We start from the raw sequence: 20,725 nt of genomic DNA on the forward strand, positions 1-20,725 counted from the left end.
TTTCCATGCCTATTGCTGTCGCAGACTCATTTCAGAAAACACCTTGGGTGCCCTTTCTGTCGGTGGTGTTGTTGAGTTTTTTTCTGCTGGTGTCTTTTGTCAACTTGTCGGTGCTTGGCGAGAACAGCCCCCCTGAAGTGCCACTGGTATTCTCGAGCCTTGCTGAAGAAGATGTGCAGGGCAGTTTGTTCAATGTAGTAGAACAATTAAAAAACCAAGCTGAGCAGACTGTGCTGCGCACCCACTTGAAAGAGACGCCCTATTGGGTTTATGCAAATGTGTCGCAAACCATGGCACAACAGTATGAACAAATTTTTTTCAGATCACGGCATGTGGTGCAGTCCAGCTGCTGGCTTGCATACCCCAACGGCACCTTGCAGGAAATTCAGCTGGAGACAAACCAGGGGCGTGTGGTGTCAGCAAACCTGACAAATCCTGTCAATCTGCAAGGTGTACTTTGCCAGTTCAAGTTCATCGGGCCCGCCAGTCTTGAAATTGGTTTGCAAACAGCTGCAAATTTCAATGAAACCATTCTGGTCTCCGAACGCCGCCAAAGTTTTCTTGAGGGTGTTCTTTATCTCATGATCGGCATGGTGGCAGTTGCCGCGTTCATGACCCGCAGCGTACTGTTTGTCAGTTACGGGTTCTGGCTGTTTGCCAGTCTTCGATTGGTGGCATTGTCGGAAGGTTGGGACCATTCAATTTTTGGTTTTGATTTGAAATCTGAGCCGCTCATGCGGGCCCGCATGCTGGCCTTGGCCATGTACTTCACCTCTACAGTGCTGATTGTGTGGCACCTGTTTGAAAACATTCGCCGAGAATCGTGGTTGGGTGTATTGCGCGCCCTGCAGTGTGCCAGTGTAATTCTCACTGCCCTGGCGCTGTTCTCTCCGTACCGCACCTTTCTGGAGTTGTTTTGGCCCATGAGCTTGGTTGCAGCCTCGGCTGTGGCTTGGGTAGTAATCCAGAATTTTCTGGAGAAACGTGACCGCGTTGCAATTTACTACCTCGCGGCGATGTTGATTTCCTTGGCTGGTGCAGTGGCTGAAGTTTTGTCAGCCTGGTTTGATCAACGTTTTCTGCTGCAGTATTTCAACAGTGCCTCGGTCACGGTGCTGGCCAGCCTCATGACTGCTGTTGCCTTGGCCGAGTTTTTAAGGAAAGCACAATGGCAACAACAGTTGGCAGCACAGGAAATAAAACAGGCCCACGAGCGCCTGGAGAGTGTTTTTGATATTGCGCCGTCAGCCATGTTTACTTGCACGCGCCATGGTCAATTGATCCACTTCAACAAACAGTTCACCGATTTGTTCCTGAATCGGGAGGGCATGCCCACGCTCGACTTTCTTCAGCCGCAGCGCCTTGCTGCGCTTTTTAATTTGCTGGAGCAACCCGGCAAATCATCACGGCGTGAATTGCCTGTTGTGGTGGGTGAGGGGCAAACACGTTGGTATGAGCTGGTGGTTAGTCGCGATCACCGGGAACTCGTGGGCGTGGTAGCGGACTTTACAGCCAGAAAAGACCGTGAGTTGGCCTTGCAGTACCAGGCCACACACGATGAATTGACTGGCGCCCTGAATCGACGTGGGCTGCAAAACATTATTCACAACAAGCTGAACAAGCGTGCAGCCAGTTTCACTTTCTTTTGTGTCGATATTCAACAGTTTTCGCGTTTGATCAGCGCATATGGCCTTGCGGTGTCTGACCAGTTGCTTCGAGCCTTTCACACTGAGCTGTATCGCCACATGAACGCCCATGGCGAGATTGCACGGCTGCATGTTGATCAATTCGCAATCATGATTCATCAGAACGACACGGAGCGTGCAGAAGAAGCCTTCAATGCATTTTTGTACAGGCTGGATTCAGTGCCGTTTCAATTTGACGGCAGAAGTATTCAAACCTCTGTGCTGGCTACACTGGTATTTCAGGGGCTGGTTGACAACGTGCTCGATGTCATGGAAACCGTTGAAATGTCCATGCGTGAGTCCAAGTTCAAGGCCAAACGCAACAACAAGGTTGAGCGGGTGGTGTTTGAGCAAAACCAGACCCGCAGTTTACTTGATCAATCCAGAACCATTCGCAGGCTCGATGATCAAAAATTGCCCACTGGTTTGACCCTGGCGTGGCAACCCATACTGGCTTTGAATGAGCACAACGGACCCTTGTATGCGGAAGCCCTGTTACGGATCAAGGATGAGAACGGCAAGCTTGGATCGGCCGGGTTTTTGATTGAGGCCTGTGAGCGGGGTGGGCACACCGCGTTTCTGGACAATTGGGTATTAAGCCATACACTCGATTTTCTGGCTCAGCATGCACAGCAGTTAAACAAGTTGAGCGTGTTGAGCATCAATGTCTCACCCGGTTCTTTGAACGATGAAATTTTTCTACAGGACACGTTGGCGTTGATTCGCGTACATCAGCAGCACGCCTCAAAGTTGTGCCTCGAAATTACAGAAGTTGGTTCGGTGATCAATCTTCAGGCGGTTCAGAATTTCATTGAACAGGTGCGCAGCCTGGGCGTGCGCATTGCACTGGACGATTTTGGTGCCGGGTACAGCAATTTCCGGTACGCGATGGACCTGCACGCAGATGTCATCAAGATTGATGGGTCGATTGTGAAGAACATTTGCCACAGCACGGAAAGCCATGCCGTGATTACTGCCATTGTGGGTTTGGCCCACGATCTGGGTTGCAAATGTGTGGCCGAGTGGGTGGAGGATTTACACACCCTGCGAGAAGTCAAAGAACTTGGCGTTGATTATGTGCAGGGTTACCTGGTATCCCCTGCAGTAGAATGCGAGCGTTTCCTGAACTTGAACAGCACACTGGAATTGATGCCCGATCAGAACCGGGCACGTCTGGTTCAATCTGTTTTGGAATCGGTGTCTGCCTGAACGCTGGTCAATTCACCATACTCCACCCAGAACCGTTTCACGATTGACTTTTCAAGTTGCCCCCGCTTGTTTAGGGGGCAGGCAAACCGCAGGGTCATGCGCAGGCATTTTTCGTCGATGCTTGCCCAGAACACTTCAGGCCTGGCCTTGGGCAAATCGACAAAATTGTCACGTTCAATTGCTGAAAAATGGCGTTCGGCTTCCTCTATCCAGTGTTTTCCAGCCTCGTCGGCCAGTTTCAGCGCAAGCGATTCCGCAGCCTGAATTTTTACAGACTTGTCAAAGTTGAAGTCGATCAGGTGAATGCCGTAGGAGCCATACACTGAAAGGTTTTTCATGGCTTGCGTGAATACGAGGCTGTTGGGCAATGTCAGCAGGCGGCCGGTTTGTTTTTTCGACGGACCAATTTCAGCCAGTTCGAAGGTTACAAAACCTGTATTCACCAACTGCCCTGTGAATTGGCCCACTTCAATCGTGCTGCCAATGCGAAGGCTTTTGTTCAGAGAAATAACCAAAGCACCCCACAGGCACAAAATGAATTCTTTGCTGACAATCAACAGCGCACCACCAATGGCCGCCAGGGAAATCAGAAAACCGGTAATTTGCCCTGACCACAAAGCAAGTACCAGCAACAGGGCAGTGACCCATACAATGTTTTTACGTCGAACCCAAGTGGCCCGCACATTGCCCGTTTGCGGTGTGGCTCCATTGGTTTCCCGAAGCAGCCGCCAGTGCATGAAGCGGTTGATCGTGGTGGCCAACATCAATAGTGCGATCGACAGGATCAGCTTGCCAAGCCGGCCTTCGAGAAAATTGAAAACCTGTTCAACCGTGGGTTCGAGGTCTTTGAAAAATTGAAGAATTTCCATCTTAGCTTCTGTTTGCTGCCCGTTGATCTTGCTGGAATATGGCTTCCAGTTCCTCGCGCCCCTGTCGACCTATTTCAATTACTTTCTCGCTGTCGCCCAGCACTTTGGCTTGCTTGTTCAACAGGCTTTCATCGTGTTGCTTGAATGTTTCTGCTTTCTGCATGGCTTGGCCGTCGCTGTACCCCAGTGCATGCAGCGCCTCGGTGGCTGCCTCCAGTGCGCCAGCGAACAATTCACGGATCACCGAATGCGCACCTGCTGCCTTCAGTGCGAGGTAATCGTTTCGATTGTGCGCACGGGCGATGATGGTGATTTTTGGGTAATGATGAACAATGAACTCAACAATGGCTTGCGACATCTTCGGATCATCAATGGCCACAATCACGGTGCGAACCTTTGAAATACCCGCAGCTTCAAGAACTTCGGCACGCGAAGCATCGCCGTAATACACTTGATTGCCGAATTTCTTGACGAACTCAATGTGCTCGGCGTTCTTGTCCAGCGCAGTGAAGTGAATTTGATTGGCCGCCAGAATACGGCCAGTAACCTGCCCAAACCGGCCGAAACCGAGAATAAGTGCTTCTGATTCGCTGCTGTCAAACTTTTCGATGTTCTCGGGCGCTTTTGCAATTTGCTTGTCGGTGAATTTTTCAAACCACAACACCGCCGGTGCAGTCAGCGCCATGGAAATACCGATCATCAAATTGACCATGCCTGCTGTGCCTTCGCCCAGCAAACGAAGATCCATGGCTTGCGCCATGATCACGAAACCGAATTCACCGCCCTGACACAACATCAAACCCAGCATCAGGCCACGCGGGAAAGGAACGCCTGCCAGCATGACCAGGCCGATGATGACCAGTGCTTTCAATGACATCAGGCCCAAGGTGCCGAACATCACAGTGAGTGGAGATTCAACCAGCAGACCGAAATTCAAGGTCATGCCAATCGAGATGAAAAACAGACCCAGGCTTAAGCCCTTAAAGGGCTCTACGTCGGCTTCAAGCTGATGCCGAAATGAGGAGTTGGCCAGCATCATGCCGGCCATGAAAGCACCCAAACCCATGGAGAGGTTGGCATGTTCCATCACCACCGCAGCGCCCAATACAATCAACAAGGCCACCACAGTCATGATTTCACGTCCGCCGTAGCGGGATAAAAAGTGCAGGGCGGGATTGATCAGAAAACGCGCAAATACAATCAACCCGAGAATGGCCGCGGGTGCAAGCCACCACTGTCCGGGGTCGGTGTCGGGCTCTATTGGGGCCAAGGCCTGCACGGCAAACAGAATGGGAACGACCGCCAGGTCTTGAAACAGCAACATGGAAAAACCACGCCGGCCGTCTTCATTGCCCAAGATACCTTTGTCGGCCATCAATTGAATGGCGAACGCCGTTGAGGAAAGGCCCAAAGCCAGGGCGATGACCAAGGCCGCATTGCTGTTCATCTCGAACAGGAATGCCAGCACCCCGTAAATGATGCCCGCAGTAATGAACAACTGGCCCGAACCCAGCAAGAGTACTTGCGCACGCATGGCCCAAAGCTTGGCGGGCTCCAGTTCCAGCCCAATGACAAACAGCAGCAAGATAACGCCAATTTCAGAGAAGTGCAGCACCTTTTCCGGGTCGTCGATCAGCCCCAGCACTTGGGGGCCGATGACCACGCCGGCAGCCAGATAACCCAAAATTGCGCCCAAGCCCAATTTCTTGAACAGGGGCACCGCCAGGGCGGCAGCCAGCAAAAAGTAAACAACACTTTCCATCATTTTTGTCTCTCGATGTTTTTAGATCAGTTCGATCGCCAGTGCCGTGGCTTCGCCACCCCCAATGCACAAACTGGCCACGCCGATTTTTCCGTTTGTCTTTTTCAATGCACCGATCAAGGTACATACAATTCGGGCGCCGCTGGCACCAATGGGGTGACCCAAAGCACACGCGCCGCCGTGAATATTCACTTTGTCCGCGGGCAGGTTCAAGTCAGCCATTGCAGCCATGGTCACCACAGCAAATGCTTCGTTGATTTCAAACAAGTCAACCTGTGCGGCGTTCAGGCCGATTTTTTCAAACAGCCCTTGTAACGCACCAACCGGCGCGGTGGTAAACAAACTAGGCTTTTGCGCATGGGTGCTGTGCCCCAGTATGCGCGCCAAGGGCTTGATTCCCAGCTTTTCTGCATGGCTTTGTTTCATCATCACAACCGCGGCTGCGCCATCGGAAATGGATGAACTGTTGGCAGCAGTGACCGTGCCGCCGTCACGTCGAAAGGCAGGTTTCAACGTGGGTATCTTGGCCGGGTCTGCTTTCAGGGGCTGTTCATCGGTGCTGACGACTTCCGTGCCTTTGCGGCTGGCCACTTCGATTGGGGCAATTTCCCATTGAAAACTGCCGTCTTCCGTGGCTTGTTTGGCGCGTTCCAGTGAGCGAATTGCGAATTCGTCCTGCGCCTGGCGGGTAAAGCGATATTGGTCAGCGCATTCTTCAGCAAAGCTGCCCATTAGTCTGCCTTTGTCATAGGCGTCTTCCAGGCCATCGAGAAACATGTGGTCCATCACCTGCCCATGGCCCATGCGCATGCCGCTGCGCGCTTTGGGCAGCAGGTAGGGTGCATTGCTCATGCTTTCCATGCCGCCTGCCACCGCCACTTGGGTGCTGCCAGCCAACAGGCTGTCGTGCGCCATCATGATGGCTTTCATGCCCGAACCACACATTTTGTTGATCGTGGTGCAGGCGCTGCTCAATGGCAAACCGGCGGTGAGCGCGGCCTGGCGGGCTGGTGCTTGCCCCTGGCCTGCTGGCAACACACATCCCATGATCACTTCATCCACTTTTTCAGAAAGGGTGGGGTGCCCAGCGCGCAACACGGCTTGTTGAATGGCGTGTGCGCCCAGTTCGCCGGCTGTAAAACCAGACATGCTGCCCTGAAAACCGCCCATGGGGGTGCGGGCGGCAGATACGATCACGATGGGGTCGTGCTTCATGGTTTGGGGTCTCCGGGAAAATAGGTGTTATTAATCCTATTTTCCCGTGCCCACGGGGTTTTTAACCCCCTGTGCAGCAATTATGCAGCAGTTTTTTCAGACCGGTTTTCAGCTTGCAGTTCGTCCCGCAATACCTGTGTCGCCTTCACCATCACAGCCAAAGCCGCCTCGGTTTCTTCCCAGCCACGTGTTTTCAGGCCGCAATCGGGGTTCACCCACAGGTTTTCGGGTGGAATAACCTGCGCGGCTTTGCGGATCAGGCGAACAATTTCATCCTGGCCCGGTACGCGGGGCGAGTGAATGTCGTAGACACCCGGACCAATTTCATTGGGGTAATGGAATTCACCAAATCCACGCAACAGTTCCATGTCAGAACGGCTGGTTTCAATGGTAATCACATCGGCATCCATGGCCGCAATGGCGGGCAGAATATCGTTGAATTCGGAATAACACATGTGCGTATGAATTTGCGTGTCATTTCGAACGGGGCTGGCTGAAATGCGGAAGGCTTTGCTGGCCCAGTTCAAATACTCGTCCCAGCGTGCTTTGCGCAAAGGCAAACCTTCGCGGTAGGCCGGCTCGTCAATTTGAATCATGCCAATGCCCGCTGCTTCAAGTTCGGCCACTTCATCGCGTATGGCCAGTGCAATTTGCAGAGCGGTGGTGGCGCGGGCCTGGTCGTTGCGCACGAAGCTCCACTGCAAAATGGTAACCGGGCCTGTGAGCATACCTTTTACAGGTTTTTCACTCAGGCTTTGGGCAAAGCGGGCTACATCCACTGTCATTGCTTTGGGGCGAGATACATCACCAAACAGAATTGGCGGCTTTACGCAACGTGAACCATAGCTTTGTACCCAACCGTTGGCTGAGAAAGTAAAGCCTTCCAGTTGCTCGCCAAAATATTCCACCATGTCATTGCGCTCGGCTTCACCATGTACGAGTACGTCCAACCCAATCCGTTCTTGAAACTCGATCGCTTGGCGAATTTCCTGGCTAATGTGCTGCCAATAGGTGGTTTCGTCAATTTCGTTTTTCTTGAACCGTGCGCGCAAGTTACGAATATTTTTGGTTTGTGGAAACGAACCTATTGTGGTGGTCGGGAAGGCAGGCAGCTTAAAACGCTCGCGCTGCACTTGCTGGCGAATGGCAAATTCGCTGCCACGTTGGTCAGCTGTTGGGGCCAGTGCTGCAAGGCGGGCCTTGACTTCTGCATTGTTCAACAGCGGGCTTTGCGTGCGCTGTTTTACTGTGGTTTGGTGCTCATTCCACAAAGTGGCCAAAGCACCTGTCAGTGTTTTGCCTTGTAGTTGTGTTTTGGCGGCCTGCTTCAGAAGTTCAAGTTCTTCGAGCTTTTCAATCGCGCCGGCCAGCCAGGGCAATACCTGCGGATTCACGGTGGTGTCGTTGTTGAACCGGTAGGGCACATGCAACAGCGAACAACTGGGTGCGAGCCATACCTCACCTTTGCCAGCATCAAAAGTTTTGCTTATTTTGTTGAGTGCGGCTTCCAGGTCAGTTTTCCAAATATTGCGTCCGTCGATCAAACCCAAGGACAGCACCTTGTAATTGGGTAGCCAGTCCAGTACCAAGGGCAAGTCTTCTTCGGCACGCACGCAGTCAATGTGCAAACCATCCACAGGCAGTTTGCACACAGGGCTGGTGTGCCCCTGCGTGGTTGAAAAGTAAGTGGCCAGCAAAATTTTTATGCTGCTGCTTTTCAGTTGCAGGTAGCTGCGCTCGAAGGCCGCCAGGTAATTGCCGGGCAAATCCAGTCCCAATACAGGTTCATCCAGTTGCACCCATTCAATTCCATGTGCTTTAAGTTCAGCCAGAATTTGTCCGTACACAGGCAGCAGTTTTTCAAGTAGATCGAACTGCTCAAAACCAGTCTGTTTGCTTTTGCCCTGATACAGAAAAGTGAGTGGACCGATCAGGCTGACCTTGATGGGATGATTCAAGGTTTTGGCTTGTTCAATTTGCTCTACAAGGCTTGCTGTATGCGCTTTGAACACCGTGCTTGAAGTGAACTCTGGCACCATGTAGTGGTAGTTTGTGTCGAACCATTTGGTCATTTCCAGTGCCCAGGTTTCGTGAACATGGGCGCAGCTGTGGTTCTCGGTTGATTTTCCACGAACCATGGTGAAGTAGCGTTGCAGCTTCGATTGTTCAGCCTTGAACTCAAACCGTGCGGGCTCGCAACCCAGCAATTGAATGTGGTCTGCCATTTGATCGTAAAAAGCAAAGTCGCCTACAGTGATGAAATCAAGCCCGGAATCAATTTGTGCTTGCCAGTGTTTCAGGCGCAATTCGTGCGCGGTGGCGCGCAGTTCTTCCTCCGTGGTTTCGCCGCGCCAGTGGCTTTCTAGCGCAAATTTCAATTCACGGTTTTCACCGATTCTGGGAAAACCCAGGGTGTGCGTTTTAATCATGGAGTTTCTTCTTGTGTGGCAATTAAAACATCATGATCGGCATAAACAGAGTATTATTCAAACGAATAATATTATCGAAAATAGTGAATATAATTCATGTCAAAAAGTATTCTGGAATTGCGCCACCTGCGTACCCTACAGGCCATTGAACAAACCGGCAGCCTTAGCCGTGCGGCCGATGTGCTGTGCATTACCCAAAGTGCGGTGTCGCATCAAGTCAAGGCGCTGGAAGACTGGTTCGGCGAAGAACTGGTGTACAAGCAAGGCGGCCAAAGCCGATTCAGTGTTGTTGGGCAACGACTATTGCAGCTTGCAGGCCAGGTGCTGGGGCAGGTTGACCAGGCCGAACTGGATATTCTACAAATGAAGCAGGGGGCAGGCGGCCCACTGCGTGTGGCCGTTGAATGCCACACCTGCTTTGACTGGCTGATGCCATCAATGGACGTGTACCGTAACCGGTGGCCAGAAGTGGAACTGGACATTGTTTCCGGTTTTCATGCCGACCCGGTGGGGCTGCTGCACAAGGGCGATGCGGAACTGGCAATTGTGTCCGAGCTTTGCGAGGAAGAGGGCATTGTTTCCTTCCCGCTATTCCGGTTTGAAATGGTTGGCCTGGTGCCTGTGGATTCAAAGCTGGCCAAACGTGCTTATTTAAAGCCCACTGATTTCGCTGGTGAAACCTTGCTGACCTACCCGGTACCCGACGACATGCTGGACGTGATCAAGCACTTTTTAACCCCAGCTGGTGTGCAGGTAAAGCGCCGCAGCAGTGAACTGACCGTGGCGCTGTTGCAATTGGTGGCCAGCAAACGCGGGCTTTCAGCCTTGCCAGCCTGGGCGGTGAAAGGCTATGTGGACCGCGGTTATGTGGCCCAGGTGCCTTTGGGTAGAAAGGGTTTGATGTCAACCTTGTACGCAGCTTTGCCCAAAGCGATTGCCGGTAAGCACTACACCGCTGATTTTGTGGCGGTGATGCGTGAAGTGTGCGCCCGTGAACTCGATGGAATTGAGTTGTTGGGTGATGACTAGAAAACTTATTCCACAAATACGTTGCAATATTCAAGGGTATATTTTCCGTTGGCCGACCTGTTGATGTAGTGCCTAGTGTCAATCTTTAGGAACACTGGAGTTGTGTCTTCAATATTGTTTGTTCTTAGTCGCTCCAGTAATTCCCATCGAGATTTTTGAACTTGGTTAGTTTCGTTTTTTATTGGTTCGATGCCTTTGAACCGGAGCTGAATTGTTTGTTTGCAATTGGGTGCTTTGATTGGAAAAAGGTTTTTATCGATCAGTATTTCAAACTGCGACCAGTTTCTGACAAAAGACTCAAAAGTGGTGTGGGCATCTTGATTGACCTTCAGGCCGTTCGTTTCAGAAATATAAATTGTAGGGCCCTCGATAAACTGAATTTGCTCGGCCGAAAGTGAAGGTATCTGTGTGCTACCTAATATTGTGAGAGCTACGAATTTATTTAACATCACAAACCAGCTCCCCCACCGTTTGATTCCACACCTCAACATATTTGTCGGGGAATCCTTTGCCTAAAATCGTGTTGTAGTATTTTTTCCAGTAATTGGCCATGCCTACAATGTCTCCCGTGGCAGGGATTGCTTCTTTCACTCGGGCGTAATGTATGCGTGCCATGGCTGTTGCATACAGATCGTTGTTAATAAGCTCCTCTTCCGAGTTGGCTTTGTGGCTTGTTTTGAATTGCAACACCTTGTCGGCAAGAGGTTTACGATAGCTGAGATAATTGTTCCAAATGTCGTCATGCGTTGCCATTTCCATTTGATACAAGCCGCGGGCCGGTCCATTTCCCATCTGTTTTCGCCAGGTTAATCGGCTTTCAACCAATGCTGTTCCAAGTAATAGTTCAGAGATATTTTCGCCTCCCATATTCATTGTTTTGAGCGTGGGAATGATGATATCTCGATGAAAATAATGACAAATGGCTTTGGTTGGCATGTTGGCTCCATGAAATCAAGAGCAAAAGCGTAAGCCAGCGACCATGGGAGTTCAAATTCAGTGATTTCTATTCACTCATTGTGATTAGCCCGCTTACCAGCCCGCCAACTGAACGTATACCGGTATACCCACTAAAATATTTAACGGAAAGGTAATGCCCAGCGAAAGCCCCACATAAAGGCTGGGGTTTGCCTCGGGGATCGCATAACTCACCACCGCAGGAACAGCAATATAAGAAGCACTGGCGGCCAGCACCATCAGCAAAGCCGTGTCGCCCACACTGGCGCCTGTGGCCTTGGCCAAAAGCCAGGCCAGGGTGGCGTGTGCAATGGGTGCGATCACTGCGTAAGCAATCATCCAGCGCGAGACCGATTTTAATTTTGGAAGGTGTTTGGCTGTGGTCAAACCCATGTCGAGCAGGAAGAAAGCCAGCATTCCTTTGAACAAGTCGCCAGTGAAGGGTTGCATGGCCTGTTTGCCCTCAGCGCCACTCATGTAGCCAATCAGCATGGCACCTAACAATAACAGTTGTGCACCTTCGGTGAACGATTCTTGTAGCAAGTGGGCAAAGCCTTTTCCGGGCACCGCGTTTGGATTGACGCCTTGGCCCTGTTTGCGCGCCATGTTGGCAAACAGCACTGCCAGAATAATGGCGGGCGATTCCATCAAAGCCATGGCGGCAGCCATGTGCCCACCGTAGGCAATGTCAGATTTTTCCAGAAACTGCACAGCGGTAATGAAAGTAACTGCGCTGACCGAGCCATAGGTGGCTGCAATCGCGGCTGCATCAAAAGCGGAAATGCAGCGCTTCAAGATTGGGTAGCTGATCAAAGGCACCAGAACAGCCAGTACAACAGCACTTCCCAAACCACCCAGCACTTGCGTATTGAATCCCGAGTCATGCAGGGCAAAGCCGCCTTTCAGGCCAAGGGCCATCAGCAGGTACAGGGAAAGGAACCGACTGACCTGTGCCGGAATTTCAAGATTGGACTTGACTAGTCCGCTGAAGATACCCAGGAGGAAGAACAGAATGGCGGGGTCGGTGAAGTTATTCATGATGCACGGGATGTTGAAAGTGCGCCCATGCTATTCACAATGAACAATCATGTAAAATCAGAAAAAAAGAAAATATCATCATCAAAAGGTTATGTAATAGCGAGGCTTTTAAGCATGAACCTGACCCTCAGGCAACTTCACCTGTTCACAGCGTTGGCCCGATTTAAAAGCATCACGGCGGTTGCGCGGCATTTTCATGTCACCCAACCCACGGTGTCCATGCAAATGAAGGAGCTGGCCGAATCGGTGGGTTTGCCTTTGTACGAGGTCATCGGCAAAGCGGTCTACCTGACACCCGCCGGCCTTGAGCTGGAAACAACAGCGCGCGCCATGCTGGCTGAACTTGAAGGCTTTCAGCAGCGTATTGATGACATCAAAGGCTTCAGGCGCGGCAAGCTCACCGTGGCTGTAGTGAGCACGGCTGAGTACTTTGTGCCGCGCTTGCTGGGCGACTTTTGTGCAAAGTACCCAGAGGTGGAAATTGCCCTGGAGGTGTTGAACCGCAATGGCGTTATTCAGAGGCTTGAGCACAATCTGGATGATCTCTACATCATGTCCAAACCGCCCGCCAATCTCGACGTGGAGGCCCGGGCTTTCATGACCAATTCTTTGCAGGTGGTTGCACCCGCTGAGCACCCCTTAACCCAGCGCAAGCGTATCAAGCACACCGAATTGGCGCGCTCCCCGTTTATTTTGCGGGAAAGGGGTTCAGGAACCCGCCTGGCGTGCGATTCTCATTTTGAAAGCCTGGGTTTCGAGCCCACGGTGCGGCTCGAACTGGGCAGCAATGAGGCCATAAAACAGGCTGTGCAAGGCGGTATGGGTTTGGCAGTTTTGTCAGAACACGCTTTAAATGCTGGTTCGGCGACCGATGGCCTTCAAATATTGAATGTGCAAAGTTTTCCCATTCACGCGAACTGGTACACGGTGCGGCCCAACGGCAAGCGACCTTCGCCGGTGGCTGCCGATTTCTGGCGTTATTTAAATGTAGATTTAAAGAAAGGGCGTTGAAATTCTTATCAAAAATTAAAAACGAACGTTCGTTCGAATTCATCCTCCACCGTGCAGGTCTTTTCTGCGTTAACCTTCCGGGTAATGGAGTATTTATTTCATAAAAACAGCAGTTTTGGAGACTTTTCAATGAATCTGAATAACTTGGTGGCAGTGGTAACCGGTGGTGCGTCTGGCTTGGGTTTGTCAACAGTCGAACAATTCGTGGCTGCCGGTGCGAAAGTGGCCGTGTTCGACATGAACGAAGAGGCGGGTAAGGCCGCGCAAGCCGCACACCCCGGCAAAGTGATTTTTCAGAAAGTGAACGTTGCCGATGCGGGTTCAGCCCGTGCGGGTATTGATGCAACCATGGCTGCGTTTGGCGCCATTCACATCGCAGTGAATTGTGCGGGCGTGGGCACCGCTGGTAAAACGCTGGACCGCGACAGCAAGGCACTGCCTTTGGAAGCTTTCGCAAAAACCATCAACATCAACCTGATTGGTACCTTCAACATTGCAAGCCTGGCCGCTGAAGCCATGGCCAAGAACGCACCCGATGAAGACGGCCAGCGCGGCGTCATTATCAACACGGCGTCTGTTGCTGCATTTGACGGCCAAACCGGCCAAGCGGCCTACTCAGCCAGCAAGGGTGGTGTGGTTGGCATGACCTTGCCCATGGCCCGCGATTTGGGTCGTTATGGCATTCGGGTCATGACGATTGCCCCAGGCATTTTCGATACACCGATGATGCAGGGCGTTTCCGAAGAATACCGTCAACCGCTGATTGCCATGGTTCAAAATCCCAAGCGTTTTGGCGCTCCTGCCGAATACGGCCGCCTTTGCGTCAGCATTGTAGAAAACAATTACCTGAACGGTGAAACCATCCGCATTGATGGCAGCATCCGCATGCAGGCGAAGTAATAGAAGCATCTGAAAAAGGGAATCATCATGGGTACAGCAGACCAATTCAAAATGGCTGAAAATGAAGACATCACCTTGTTTCGGGACATGCTGTTGCGCTGTCTTGAAAAAGAAGTGATTCCGCATTACGACCAGTGGGAGAAAGAGGGCTGGATGCCCAAGGAAACCTGGCTGATGCTGGGTGCCGCCGGCATGTTGGGCCCTGACATGCCCGAAGAATTTGGCGCAGCCGGTGCACCATTCGAAGTAGCCCTGATGATTCTTGAAGAAACCTGCCGTTTGAATTTGCATTCACTGAGCACGGCGCTGAACGTGCACGCCAACATTGTGATGCCTTACATCAACAACCTGGGTACGGCTGAGCAGAAGGCGCAGTGGTTGCCCCGCATGGTCACAGGCGAAATCGTCGGTTCAATCGGCATGACTGAACCCGGCGCTGGCAGCGACTTGGCTGGCATGCGAACCAATGCTGTTCGCGATGGCGACGAGTGGGTGATCAATGGCTCAAAAACTTTCATTACGAATGGTTTGCATTGTGGCCTGATCGTATTGGCCGCAAAAACAGACACCAGCAAAGGTGCCAAGGGCATCAGTCTGTTTTTGGTGGACAGCAGCTTGCCTGGCTTCAAGAAAGGCAAGGGCATCAAGAAAATGGGTCAACATTCCAACGACACGGCGGAGCTGTTTTTTGACAATCTGCGTGTGCCTGCCAACGCCTTGCTGGGCGAAGAAAACAAGGGCTTCATTTACTTGATGCAGGAATTGCCACGCGAGCGTCTTGGCTTGGGTTCACAAGCGGTGGGTGCCTGTGAAGGTGCCATGGCCATTACTGCGGACTATGTGACCCAGCGCAAGGCGTTTGGCAGCACCATTGCCCAGTTTCAAAATACCCGATTCAAAATGGCGGAACTGCGCGCGCAACTTGAACTGACCAAAGCGTACTTGAAGCAGTGTGAAGCGCGGTTCAAATTGGGTGCGATGACCACTGAAGAAGCCTCTATTTTGAAATTGATGTCCACTGAGTTGCAGGTGAAATTGACGCACGAATGCCTGCAGCTGTTTGGCGGCTATGGCTACACCGAGGAATATCCAATTTCGCGATTCTTCACCGATGCACGGGTGCAAACCATTTATGCGGGCACGTCGGAAATCATGAAGGAAGTGATTGCGAGAGGCGAACTCGGTCGATAAATCGACGGTGGCCAATTCATCGCCAACTCGTCGGGCTGTCAATTCATCGCCAACTCGACGGGGTTGCCTGATTCCTCACTGAAAACCGCTTAGTCCCTTTTTGAATTAATTCTTGCTCACAGACCTCGGCAAAAAACATGGCCGAGGTCTGTGTCGGCTTGCAGCCGAACGCAGCAAACGAATTCAAATGGGGCGGTTTTCTCTATGTTCGGAACAGGCTAACCCACTGCCGAGTTGGCTAATTCACCGACGTTAGCGAACACACTCCGGCCAATCAGCGCGCTAGTGTGCAATTGGTCACCTGTGATGTTCACGCTCAATCAGCAGCGATGTCCCAATCGCCTCGCCTTCAAGAAAACCTGCCCGTTTGAATTCATCCGCCACGGTCGGCCAATGGCCGGCACCGAGACTCGGCCCGCTTTTTTGCCGAGCGAGGTGAGTCAGGGTGAATTTCAATAAGGGGTCAACAGGTTTTCTGGCGAATGATTGGGATTCGCGCTGGTTGAGAAGACAATTGCGATGATTCGACACAAAACCGCAACATCACACTGGCATAAAGGGAAGTTAGTACTTTTTCAACACTTCCTTGTATCGCCTAAATGAAAAAAATCTTCGAGACTTTGCACGAACAGCGCTGGGACGACCACCGCTACTATCACCACAGCCGTATCAATCAAAGCCTGCACTTGCTGAGCGCGCTGTCATTCCTGTTTGGCTATGTGTTGCTGTTTATTGACCCTGTGTCTGCAGCCCTCGTGGCGTGGTTGGTGGCCATGACCAGCCGTCAAATTGGGCACTTTTTTTTCGAACCCAAAACCTACGATTATGTGAACGATGCCACGCACGATCACAAGGAAGACATCAAGGTGGGTTACAACCTGCGTCGCAAAGTCATTTTGCTGAGCATTTGGGGTGCCTTGCCAGTGTTGATCTGGTTCAGCCCGTCTACGTTTGGATTGCCGCCTACTGGTGCAGACATGACCAGCTTTGTGCGCAGTGTAGGTGAGTCGTGGTTGTGGCTAGGATTGGGTGGTTTGGTGTTCAGAACCATTCACCTGTTCTTCATCCGTGACATTGAAACAGGTTTGGTCTGGGCCTTGAAAATTATCACCGACCCATTCCATGACGTGAAGATTTATTACAAATCGCCTTTCTATCTTCTCAAAGGTCAGTTGATTGATCCCATGGACGATGTCAAGGCACGCCAGGTTTCACTGAGCACACGTCGCTGAATTTTCTTGTTGCTGTTGCAAGCCTCGCTGGTGTCCCACCAGCCATCGGCTTGCATGCAGCGGGCCGCTTGAATAAAGCGGTCGCAGAACACATCGAAATCTGCATCCGTGTAGTTGTGGCTGAAAATCATTCGGCCCGAACCCACCCAGCTTAGCATCACGCCAGCTTGTAAAAGATAAAACTGAAACATCCAGTTAAATCGCGATGGGGTGTTGTACAGAATGGTGAAAATTGAAGTCATGTTTTGCACTTCAACCGGCAACTCCAGCTCAGTCAGCCGTTTGTTCAAAGCTGCGCGTCGAGTGTTCCAGGTCGTGTCTACGTTTTGATACATCCGTTCTATTTCAACACCGTCAATGTGCCTTAGAAACAGGTTCATGGTTTGCATCACGTAAGGGTGTGAATTGAATGTACCCCGTGCAAAGCAGATGTCTGCTGGTTTGTTGTTGCGGTAGCGCTTCATCAACTGGGCTTTGCCGCACAAAACGCCCACAGGCAATCCGCCGCCCAGTGTTTTGCCATAGGTCACCATGTCGGCACGCACCCCAAAATAATCTTGTGCGCCACCTTTGGCCAGGCGGAAACCCAAAAAAACCTCATCAAGAATCAACACAATGCCATTCTCTGTACACACCTGTCGAAGCTGTTTTAACCATTGGGTATAAGCCTCTTTGTCGTATCCCGCTTTACGGCCACTGCTGATCAAGGCTGAATCACCGGGTGCATTTGTGTTGGGGTGTAAGGCCTGCAATGGGTTTACCAATACGCAGGCAATGTCTTTTCGGGTGGCCAGTACATGCAGTGTGCGTTGGCTCATTTCTTGTAGCGTCAACGTTCTATCTGCGCTTACAGGGTTGCCCACGCCGGGTTGTACATCGCCCCACCAGCCATGGTAGGCACCCGCAAAACGTACTATGCGTTGGCGACCGGTGTGGTATTGCGCAAGGCGCACGGCCTGCATCACTGCTTCGGTTCCGCTCATGTGGTATGAAATTTCATCCTGACCGGCCAGGGCTAAAATTCTGCGCGTGTTGTCCAGCACCACCGGGTGATAGGGGCCAAGCACTGGCCCCAATGGGTCCATGTCGATGGCCGCCTGGCGGATAAAACTTTTGTAAGTGTCGTAGCCAAGCAGGTTGGTGCCATAGGCACCGGTCACGTCGATGTACGCATTGCCATCGATGTCCCACAGATGAACTCCCTCTGATTTGCTCAGAAAAAGTGCAGGCAACAAATTCTCGTTGACCATATTTCTGAATTGGAAGGGAACGCGGTATTTGTGAGTAAACTGTGCATCGGAAATGCTGCTGATCGCCTGTTCCAGCAAACGTTTTCCCTGTGGCGCGCGCCCCAACAGGTCTTGGGACAAATTCTGGAAACCTTTACGGCGCCTCTCAACGAGCGCATCGTTGGCACCGTCACAGTTGAAAAACGAATCACCTTCCAGGTTGTAATGCGGTATCAGTCTCGATACGCGCTTGGCCATTCGCACATGGCCGCTTAAGCCGGGGTGTTTTGCACGCGACAATTGAAGTCGGCGGTGCGCTTTGAATACAAGGTAGGCACTGGCGCTGGCGCCAATCAGTAAAGTCAAGCTGTCAAGGTTCATACACATTTCTGTCAAATACAACAGGTAAGGTTGTACGCCATCTCGGTGACAGGCTGATTAAATTGCAAAAAAACACACAGGCACATTCTGCGCATCAGGCGTCCCGCATTCAGTTGCAGGAAAGTGCCAACTTCATGCTGACCAATCGAATCCCTCGTTTGTTCAGTTCCTGGTTGATGGGCAAGGTGAGCAAAATTAAACACCCGTGGTTTGCCCAGCCAGCCTTGTGGTTGTGGCGCCAATTTGCCGATTTAAACCTGCACGAGGCGCAAAAGCAGCAATTCAATTCCATTCACGATTGTTTTACCCGTGCATTGAAGCCGGGTATGCGGCCCGTGGCTACCAGTGCCTTGGGCACCAGCCCTTGCGATGGAATTCTGGGCGCCCATGGCCTGGTGGAGGACGGCAGCCTGCTTCAGGTGAAAGGCTTTCCGTACGCCATTGAAGAATTGCTGGTAGACCCAGTGCTGGCCATGAAGTTTCATGGGCATCGATACCTCACCATCCGGATTACAGCCAGCATGTACCACCGAATGCATTCGCCAATTGATGGGGTGGTGGAGCAGGTGGATTACATTCACGGCGACACCTGGAACGTGAACCCGGTGGCACTGAAGCGGGTAGAAAAACTGTTTTGTAAAAACGAACGTGCGGTGTTAAGCGGTAAAACCGCGCAAGGTGAACCATTCGCCATTGTGCCGGTGGCGGCAATTCTGGTGGCGGGCATTCGTTTGCATTGCACTGGCCGTGTATTCAATCAAACCGACCGCGGGCCTCAACGTGTTCGCACTCACGCACCCATTCACAAGGGAGAGGAACTGGGGTGGTTTGAGCACGGTTCTACGATTGTGTTGTTGGTGCCACCACACTGGAATCTTGTCGAGGGCTTAAGTGAAGGAAGCCGATTGTTCATGGGGCAAGCCCTGTTTGAATAATTCGGTTATTCTTGCGCCCTATGGACATATTGATCAGCGAAGAAAAGGGCGTTCGCCAACTTCATTTTGGCAGTGACTGGGTGCAAGGGGCCATGCGCATTGCAAGGCCCTATGCGCTCGAGCTTGAATACACGCGTGAAATGATGGCCCCATTGCTATTCAATCCCGATTCAAGCTGGCCACGTACGGCCTTGTTCATCGGCCTTGGAGTGGGGGCTTTGCCCAAGTTTTTACACAAGCACAGGCCCGCTTGCAAAATTACCGTGGTGGAAATATCGCCTGCCGTGGTTGCCGCTGCGCAAATGCATTTCAAGCTGCCGCCGTTTTCCCCAAACTTTCAGATCGAAGTGAATTGCGGCGCCGACTACATGGCCAACGCAGTAAGCCGCAATTCCCGGCAATTCGATTTGATCATGGTGGATGGTTTCGATGGCAAGGCCAAAGTGGGCCCCTTGAATTCCACAGCGTTTTACCTGAACTGCAAGGCCTTGTTGAGTGAGCAGGGGTACTTGGTCGCCAATCTTTTAAGCAACCAAAAAGATTCCACCCAAAGCAAGCAGCGCTTGCTGGATGCCTTCGATGGGCATGCAACGGCTTTGGCACCTTGCGCCAGTGGCAACGTGATTGCACTGGCCCATGTGGGCGCTGGTTTTTCCTCAAACCTGGCTGACTTGTATGCCAATTGCCAACGCCTAAAAGATGAAACTGCCCTAAATTTGTCTAATACAGTGGCCAAACTCATCGAGGCTTGTCCCAAAGTTTAAATTGCATGCCTAAAATAGGACACAAATTAAACTTACAGAGACATCGCAGCCATGCAAAAAGATCAACATTCCATCTGGTTTTCCAAGCCCAATCTGGAAAACATGAATGCCATGTGTAAAAACACAGCCTGTGAGGCTTTGGGCATCGAAATCACCGAAGTGGGGCCCGACTACATTCGCGGCACCATGCCCGCAGACACCCGCACATTCCAGCCCTTTGGTCTGGTTCACGGCGGAGCAAATGTGCTGTTGGCTGAAACCCTGGGCAGTATTGGCGCCAATTTGCTGGTCGACAACAGTCAATTTTATTGCGTAGGGCAAGAAGTCAACGCCAACCATTTGCGCGGCGTTAGAAGCGGCAAAGTAACAGGTACCGCCAAACTGTGGCATGCCGGCAAAAGTTCTCAAGTGTGGAATATTGAGCTGCATGATGACAGCGGAAAGCTCAGCTGTATTTCCCGACTCACCATGGCCGTTGTGCCTGTTCCCGGTTCAAAATAATTCATGTCCAAAGTTACTGTGAAACAAGATAAAAATGTTCTCGGTGGGCCCTTGCTCGCCTGCTCCTATGCGCCTCTCACCGGCTTTATGCGGGATGGTTGTTGCAGCACCGGGCCCAACGATTTAGGTCGCCATGTGGTATGTGCCAAAGTCACTCAAGAGTTTCTGGAGTTCCAGTTGCGCATGGGCAACGATCTCATTAGCCCCATGCCCCAGTATCGATTTGCGGGCTTAAAGCCTGGCGATCGCTGGTGCGTGTGTGCCAGCCGTTGGCTGGAGGCCTATGAGGCCGATGTTGCACCACCTGTTTACCTGGAAGGCACCAACCAAACAGCCTTGGAAATAATTCCCCTGGAAACCCTGCTTGAACATTCGATTGTTTAAAGGATCT

17 protein-coding genes are annotated in these 20,725 nt (G+C 51.7%); 10 read left to right on the forward strand and 7 right to left on the reverse strand.

What is annotated here, in order from left to right; genetic code table 11:
• Positions 1–5: 5 nt before the first annotated feature.
• On the forward strand, positions 6–2,894 hold the full coding sequence (locus B4C79_RS14645) for an EAL domain-containing protein (protein ID WP_275270759.1): 2,889 nt from the start codon (positions 6–8) through the stop codon (positions 2,892–2,894).
• On the opposite strand, the gene B4C79_RS14650 is transcribed toward B4C79_RS14645, so the two are convergent.
• From B4C79_RS14650 to metE, 4 genes are all read right to left on the reverse strand, one after another.
• Positions 2,864–3,763: a mechanosensitive ion channel domain-containing protein gene (locus B4C79_RS14650; RefSeq protein ID WP_291739430.1), complete on the reverse strand. Its 900-nt coding sequence runs from the start codon at positions 3,761–3,763 to the stop codon at positions 2,864–2,866. The two genes, B4C79_RS14645 and B4C79_RS14650, sit on opposite strands and share 31 nt — an antisense overlap.
• Before the next feature lies 1 nt (position 3,764).
• Complete coding sequence (locus tag B4C79_RS14655) at positions 3,765–5,528, reverse strand: cation:proton antiporter (protein WP_240965749.1); 1,764 nt, start codon at positions 5,526–5,528, stop codon at positions 3,765–3,767.
• Between the two features lie 18 nt (positions 5,529–5,546).
• Positions 5,547–6,740: an acetyl-CoA C-acetyltransferase gene (locus B4C79_RS14660; protein WP_291739429.1), complete on the reverse strand. Its 1,194-nt coding sequence runs from the start codon at positions 6,738–6,740 to the stop codon at positions 5,547–5,549.
• An 80-nt stretch (positions 6,741–6,820) separates the two neighbouring features.
• Positions 6,821–9,169, reverse strand: a complete 2,349-nt coding sequence (metE, locus tag B4C79_RS14665) for a 5-methyltetrahydropteroyltriglutamate--homocysteine S-methyltransferase (RefSeq protein WP_171099262.1) — start codon at positions 9,167–9,169, stop codon at positions 6,821–6,823.
• A 96-nt stretch (positions 9,170–9,265) separates the two neighbouring features.
• Between metE and B4C79_RS14670 the strand changes: the two genes are divergently transcribed.
• On the forward strand, positions 9,266–10,198 hold the full coding sequence (locus tag B4C79_RS14670; protein WP_291739428.1) for a LysR family transcriptional regulator: 933 nt from the start codon (positions 9,266–9,268) through the stop codon (positions 10,196–10,198).
• A 438-nt stretch (positions 10,199–10,636) separates the two neighbouring features.
• Here the strand turns inward: B4C79_RS14670 and B4C79_RS14675 are convergent, their stop codons facing one another.
• Together B4C79_RS14675 and B4C79_RS14680 are read right to left on the reverse strand one after the other, a co-directional pair.
• Positions 10,637–11,134 carry a hypothetical protein gene (locus B4C79_RS14675; protein ID WP_008250898.1) on the reverse strand — a complete coding sequence of 166 codons (498 nt, stop codon included), beginning with the start codon at positions 11,132–11,134 and terminating at the stop codon, positions 10,637–10,639.
• Between the two features lie 93 nt (positions 11,135–11,227).
• On the reverse strand, positions 11,228–12,190 hold the full coding sequence (locus tag B4C79_RS14680; RefSeq protein WP_171099258.1) for a sodium-dependent bicarbonate transport family permease: 963 nt from the start codon (positions 12,188–12,190) through the stop codon (positions 11,228–11,230).
• Positions 12,191–12,304: 114 nt separating this feature from the next.
• On the opposite strand from B4C79_RS14680, the gene B4C79_RS14685 reads away from it, so the two are divergent.
• The 4 genes from B4C79_RS14685 (at position 12,305) to B4C79_RS14700 (ending at position 16,524) form a co-directional block, all read left to right on the forward strand.
• Positions 12,305–13,201 carry a LysR family transcriptional regulator gene (locus B4C79_RS14685; RefSeq protein WP_171099256.1) on the forward strand — a complete coding sequence of 299 codons (897 nt, stop codon included), beginning with the start codon at positions 12,305–12,307 and terminating at the stop codon, positions 13,199–13,201.
• 129 nt (positions 13,202–13,330) lie between these two features.
• Positions 13,331–14,101: an SDR family NAD(P)-dependent oxidoreductase gene (locus B4C79_RS14690; RefSeq protein ID WP_040513195.1), complete on the forward strand. Its 771-nt coding sequence runs from the start codon at positions 13,331–13,333 to the stop codon at positions 14,099–14,101.
• A 27-nt stretch (positions 14,102–14,128) separates the two neighbouring features.
• The gene (locus tag B4C79_RS14695) at positions 14,129–15,292 is read left to right on the forward strand and encodes an acyl-CoA dehydrogenase family protein (RefSeq protein WP_008250888.1); all 1,164 of its coding nucleotides are present in this window, start codon (positions 14,129–14,131) and stop codon (positions 15,290–15,292) included.
• Positions 15,293–15,891: 599 nt separating this feature from the next.
• Complete coding sequence (locus B4C79_RS14700; protein ID WP_275270771.1) at positions 15,892–16,524, forward strand: hypothetical protein; 633 nt, start codon at positions 15,892–15,894, stop codon at positions 16,522–16,524.
• On the opposite strand, the gene B4C79_RS14705 is transcribed toward B4C79_RS14700, so the two are convergent.
• Positions 16,461–18,134: an aminotransferase class III-fold pyridoxal phosphate-dependent enzyme gene (locus B4C79_RS14705; RefSeq protein WP_291739582.1), complete on the reverse strand. Its 1,674-nt coding sequence runs from the start codon at positions 18,132–18,134 to the stop codon at positions 16,461–16,463. The genes B4C79_RS14700 and B4C79_RS14705 overlap by 64 nt on opposite strands.
• 62 nt (positions 18,135–18,196) lie before the next feature.
• Between B4C79_RS14705 and asd the strand changes: the two genes are divergently transcribed.
• Genes asd through B4C79_RS14725 form a run of 4 tightly spaced genes read left to right on the forward strand, consistent with a single transcriptional unit; the run spans position 18,197 to position 20,718 of the window.
• Entirely contained in the window at positions 18,197–19,069 is an 873-nt protein-coding gene (gene asd, locus B4C79_RS14710; protein ID WP_240605719.1) for an archaetidylserine decarboxylase, read from the forward strand.
• Positions 19,070–19,089: 20 nt separating this feature from the next.
• The gene (locus tag B4C79_RS14715) at positions 19,090–19,833 is read left to right on the forward strand and encodes a fused MFS/spermidine synthase (protein ID WP_291739583.1); all 744 of its coding nucleotides are present in this window, start codon (positions 19,090–19,092) and stop codon (positions 19,831–19,833) included.
• Between the two features lie 51 nt (positions 19,834–19,884).
• Positions 19,885–20,334, forward strand: a complete 450-nt coding sequence (locus B4C79_RS14720) for a hotdog fold thioesterase (protein WP_291739584.1) — start codon at positions 19,885–19,887, stop codon at positions 20,332–20,334.
• A gap of 3 nt (positions 20,335–20,337) precedes the next feature.
• Positions 20,338–20,718 (forward strand): DUF2237 family protein, encoded by a 381-nt coding sequence (locus tag B4C79_RS14725; RefSeq protein ID WP_105029200.1) that lies wholly within the window; start codon positions 20,338–20,340, stop codon positions 20,716–20,718.
• Positions 20,719–20,725: the final 7 nt, after the last annotated feature.

Source organism: Limnobacter sp. UBA7229 (assembly GCF_002473065.1).
In the GTDB taxonomy this organism is placed as follows: domain Bacteria; phylum Pseudomonadota; class Gammaproteobacteria; order Burkholderiales; family Burkholderiaceae_B; genus Limnobacter; species Limnobacter profundi.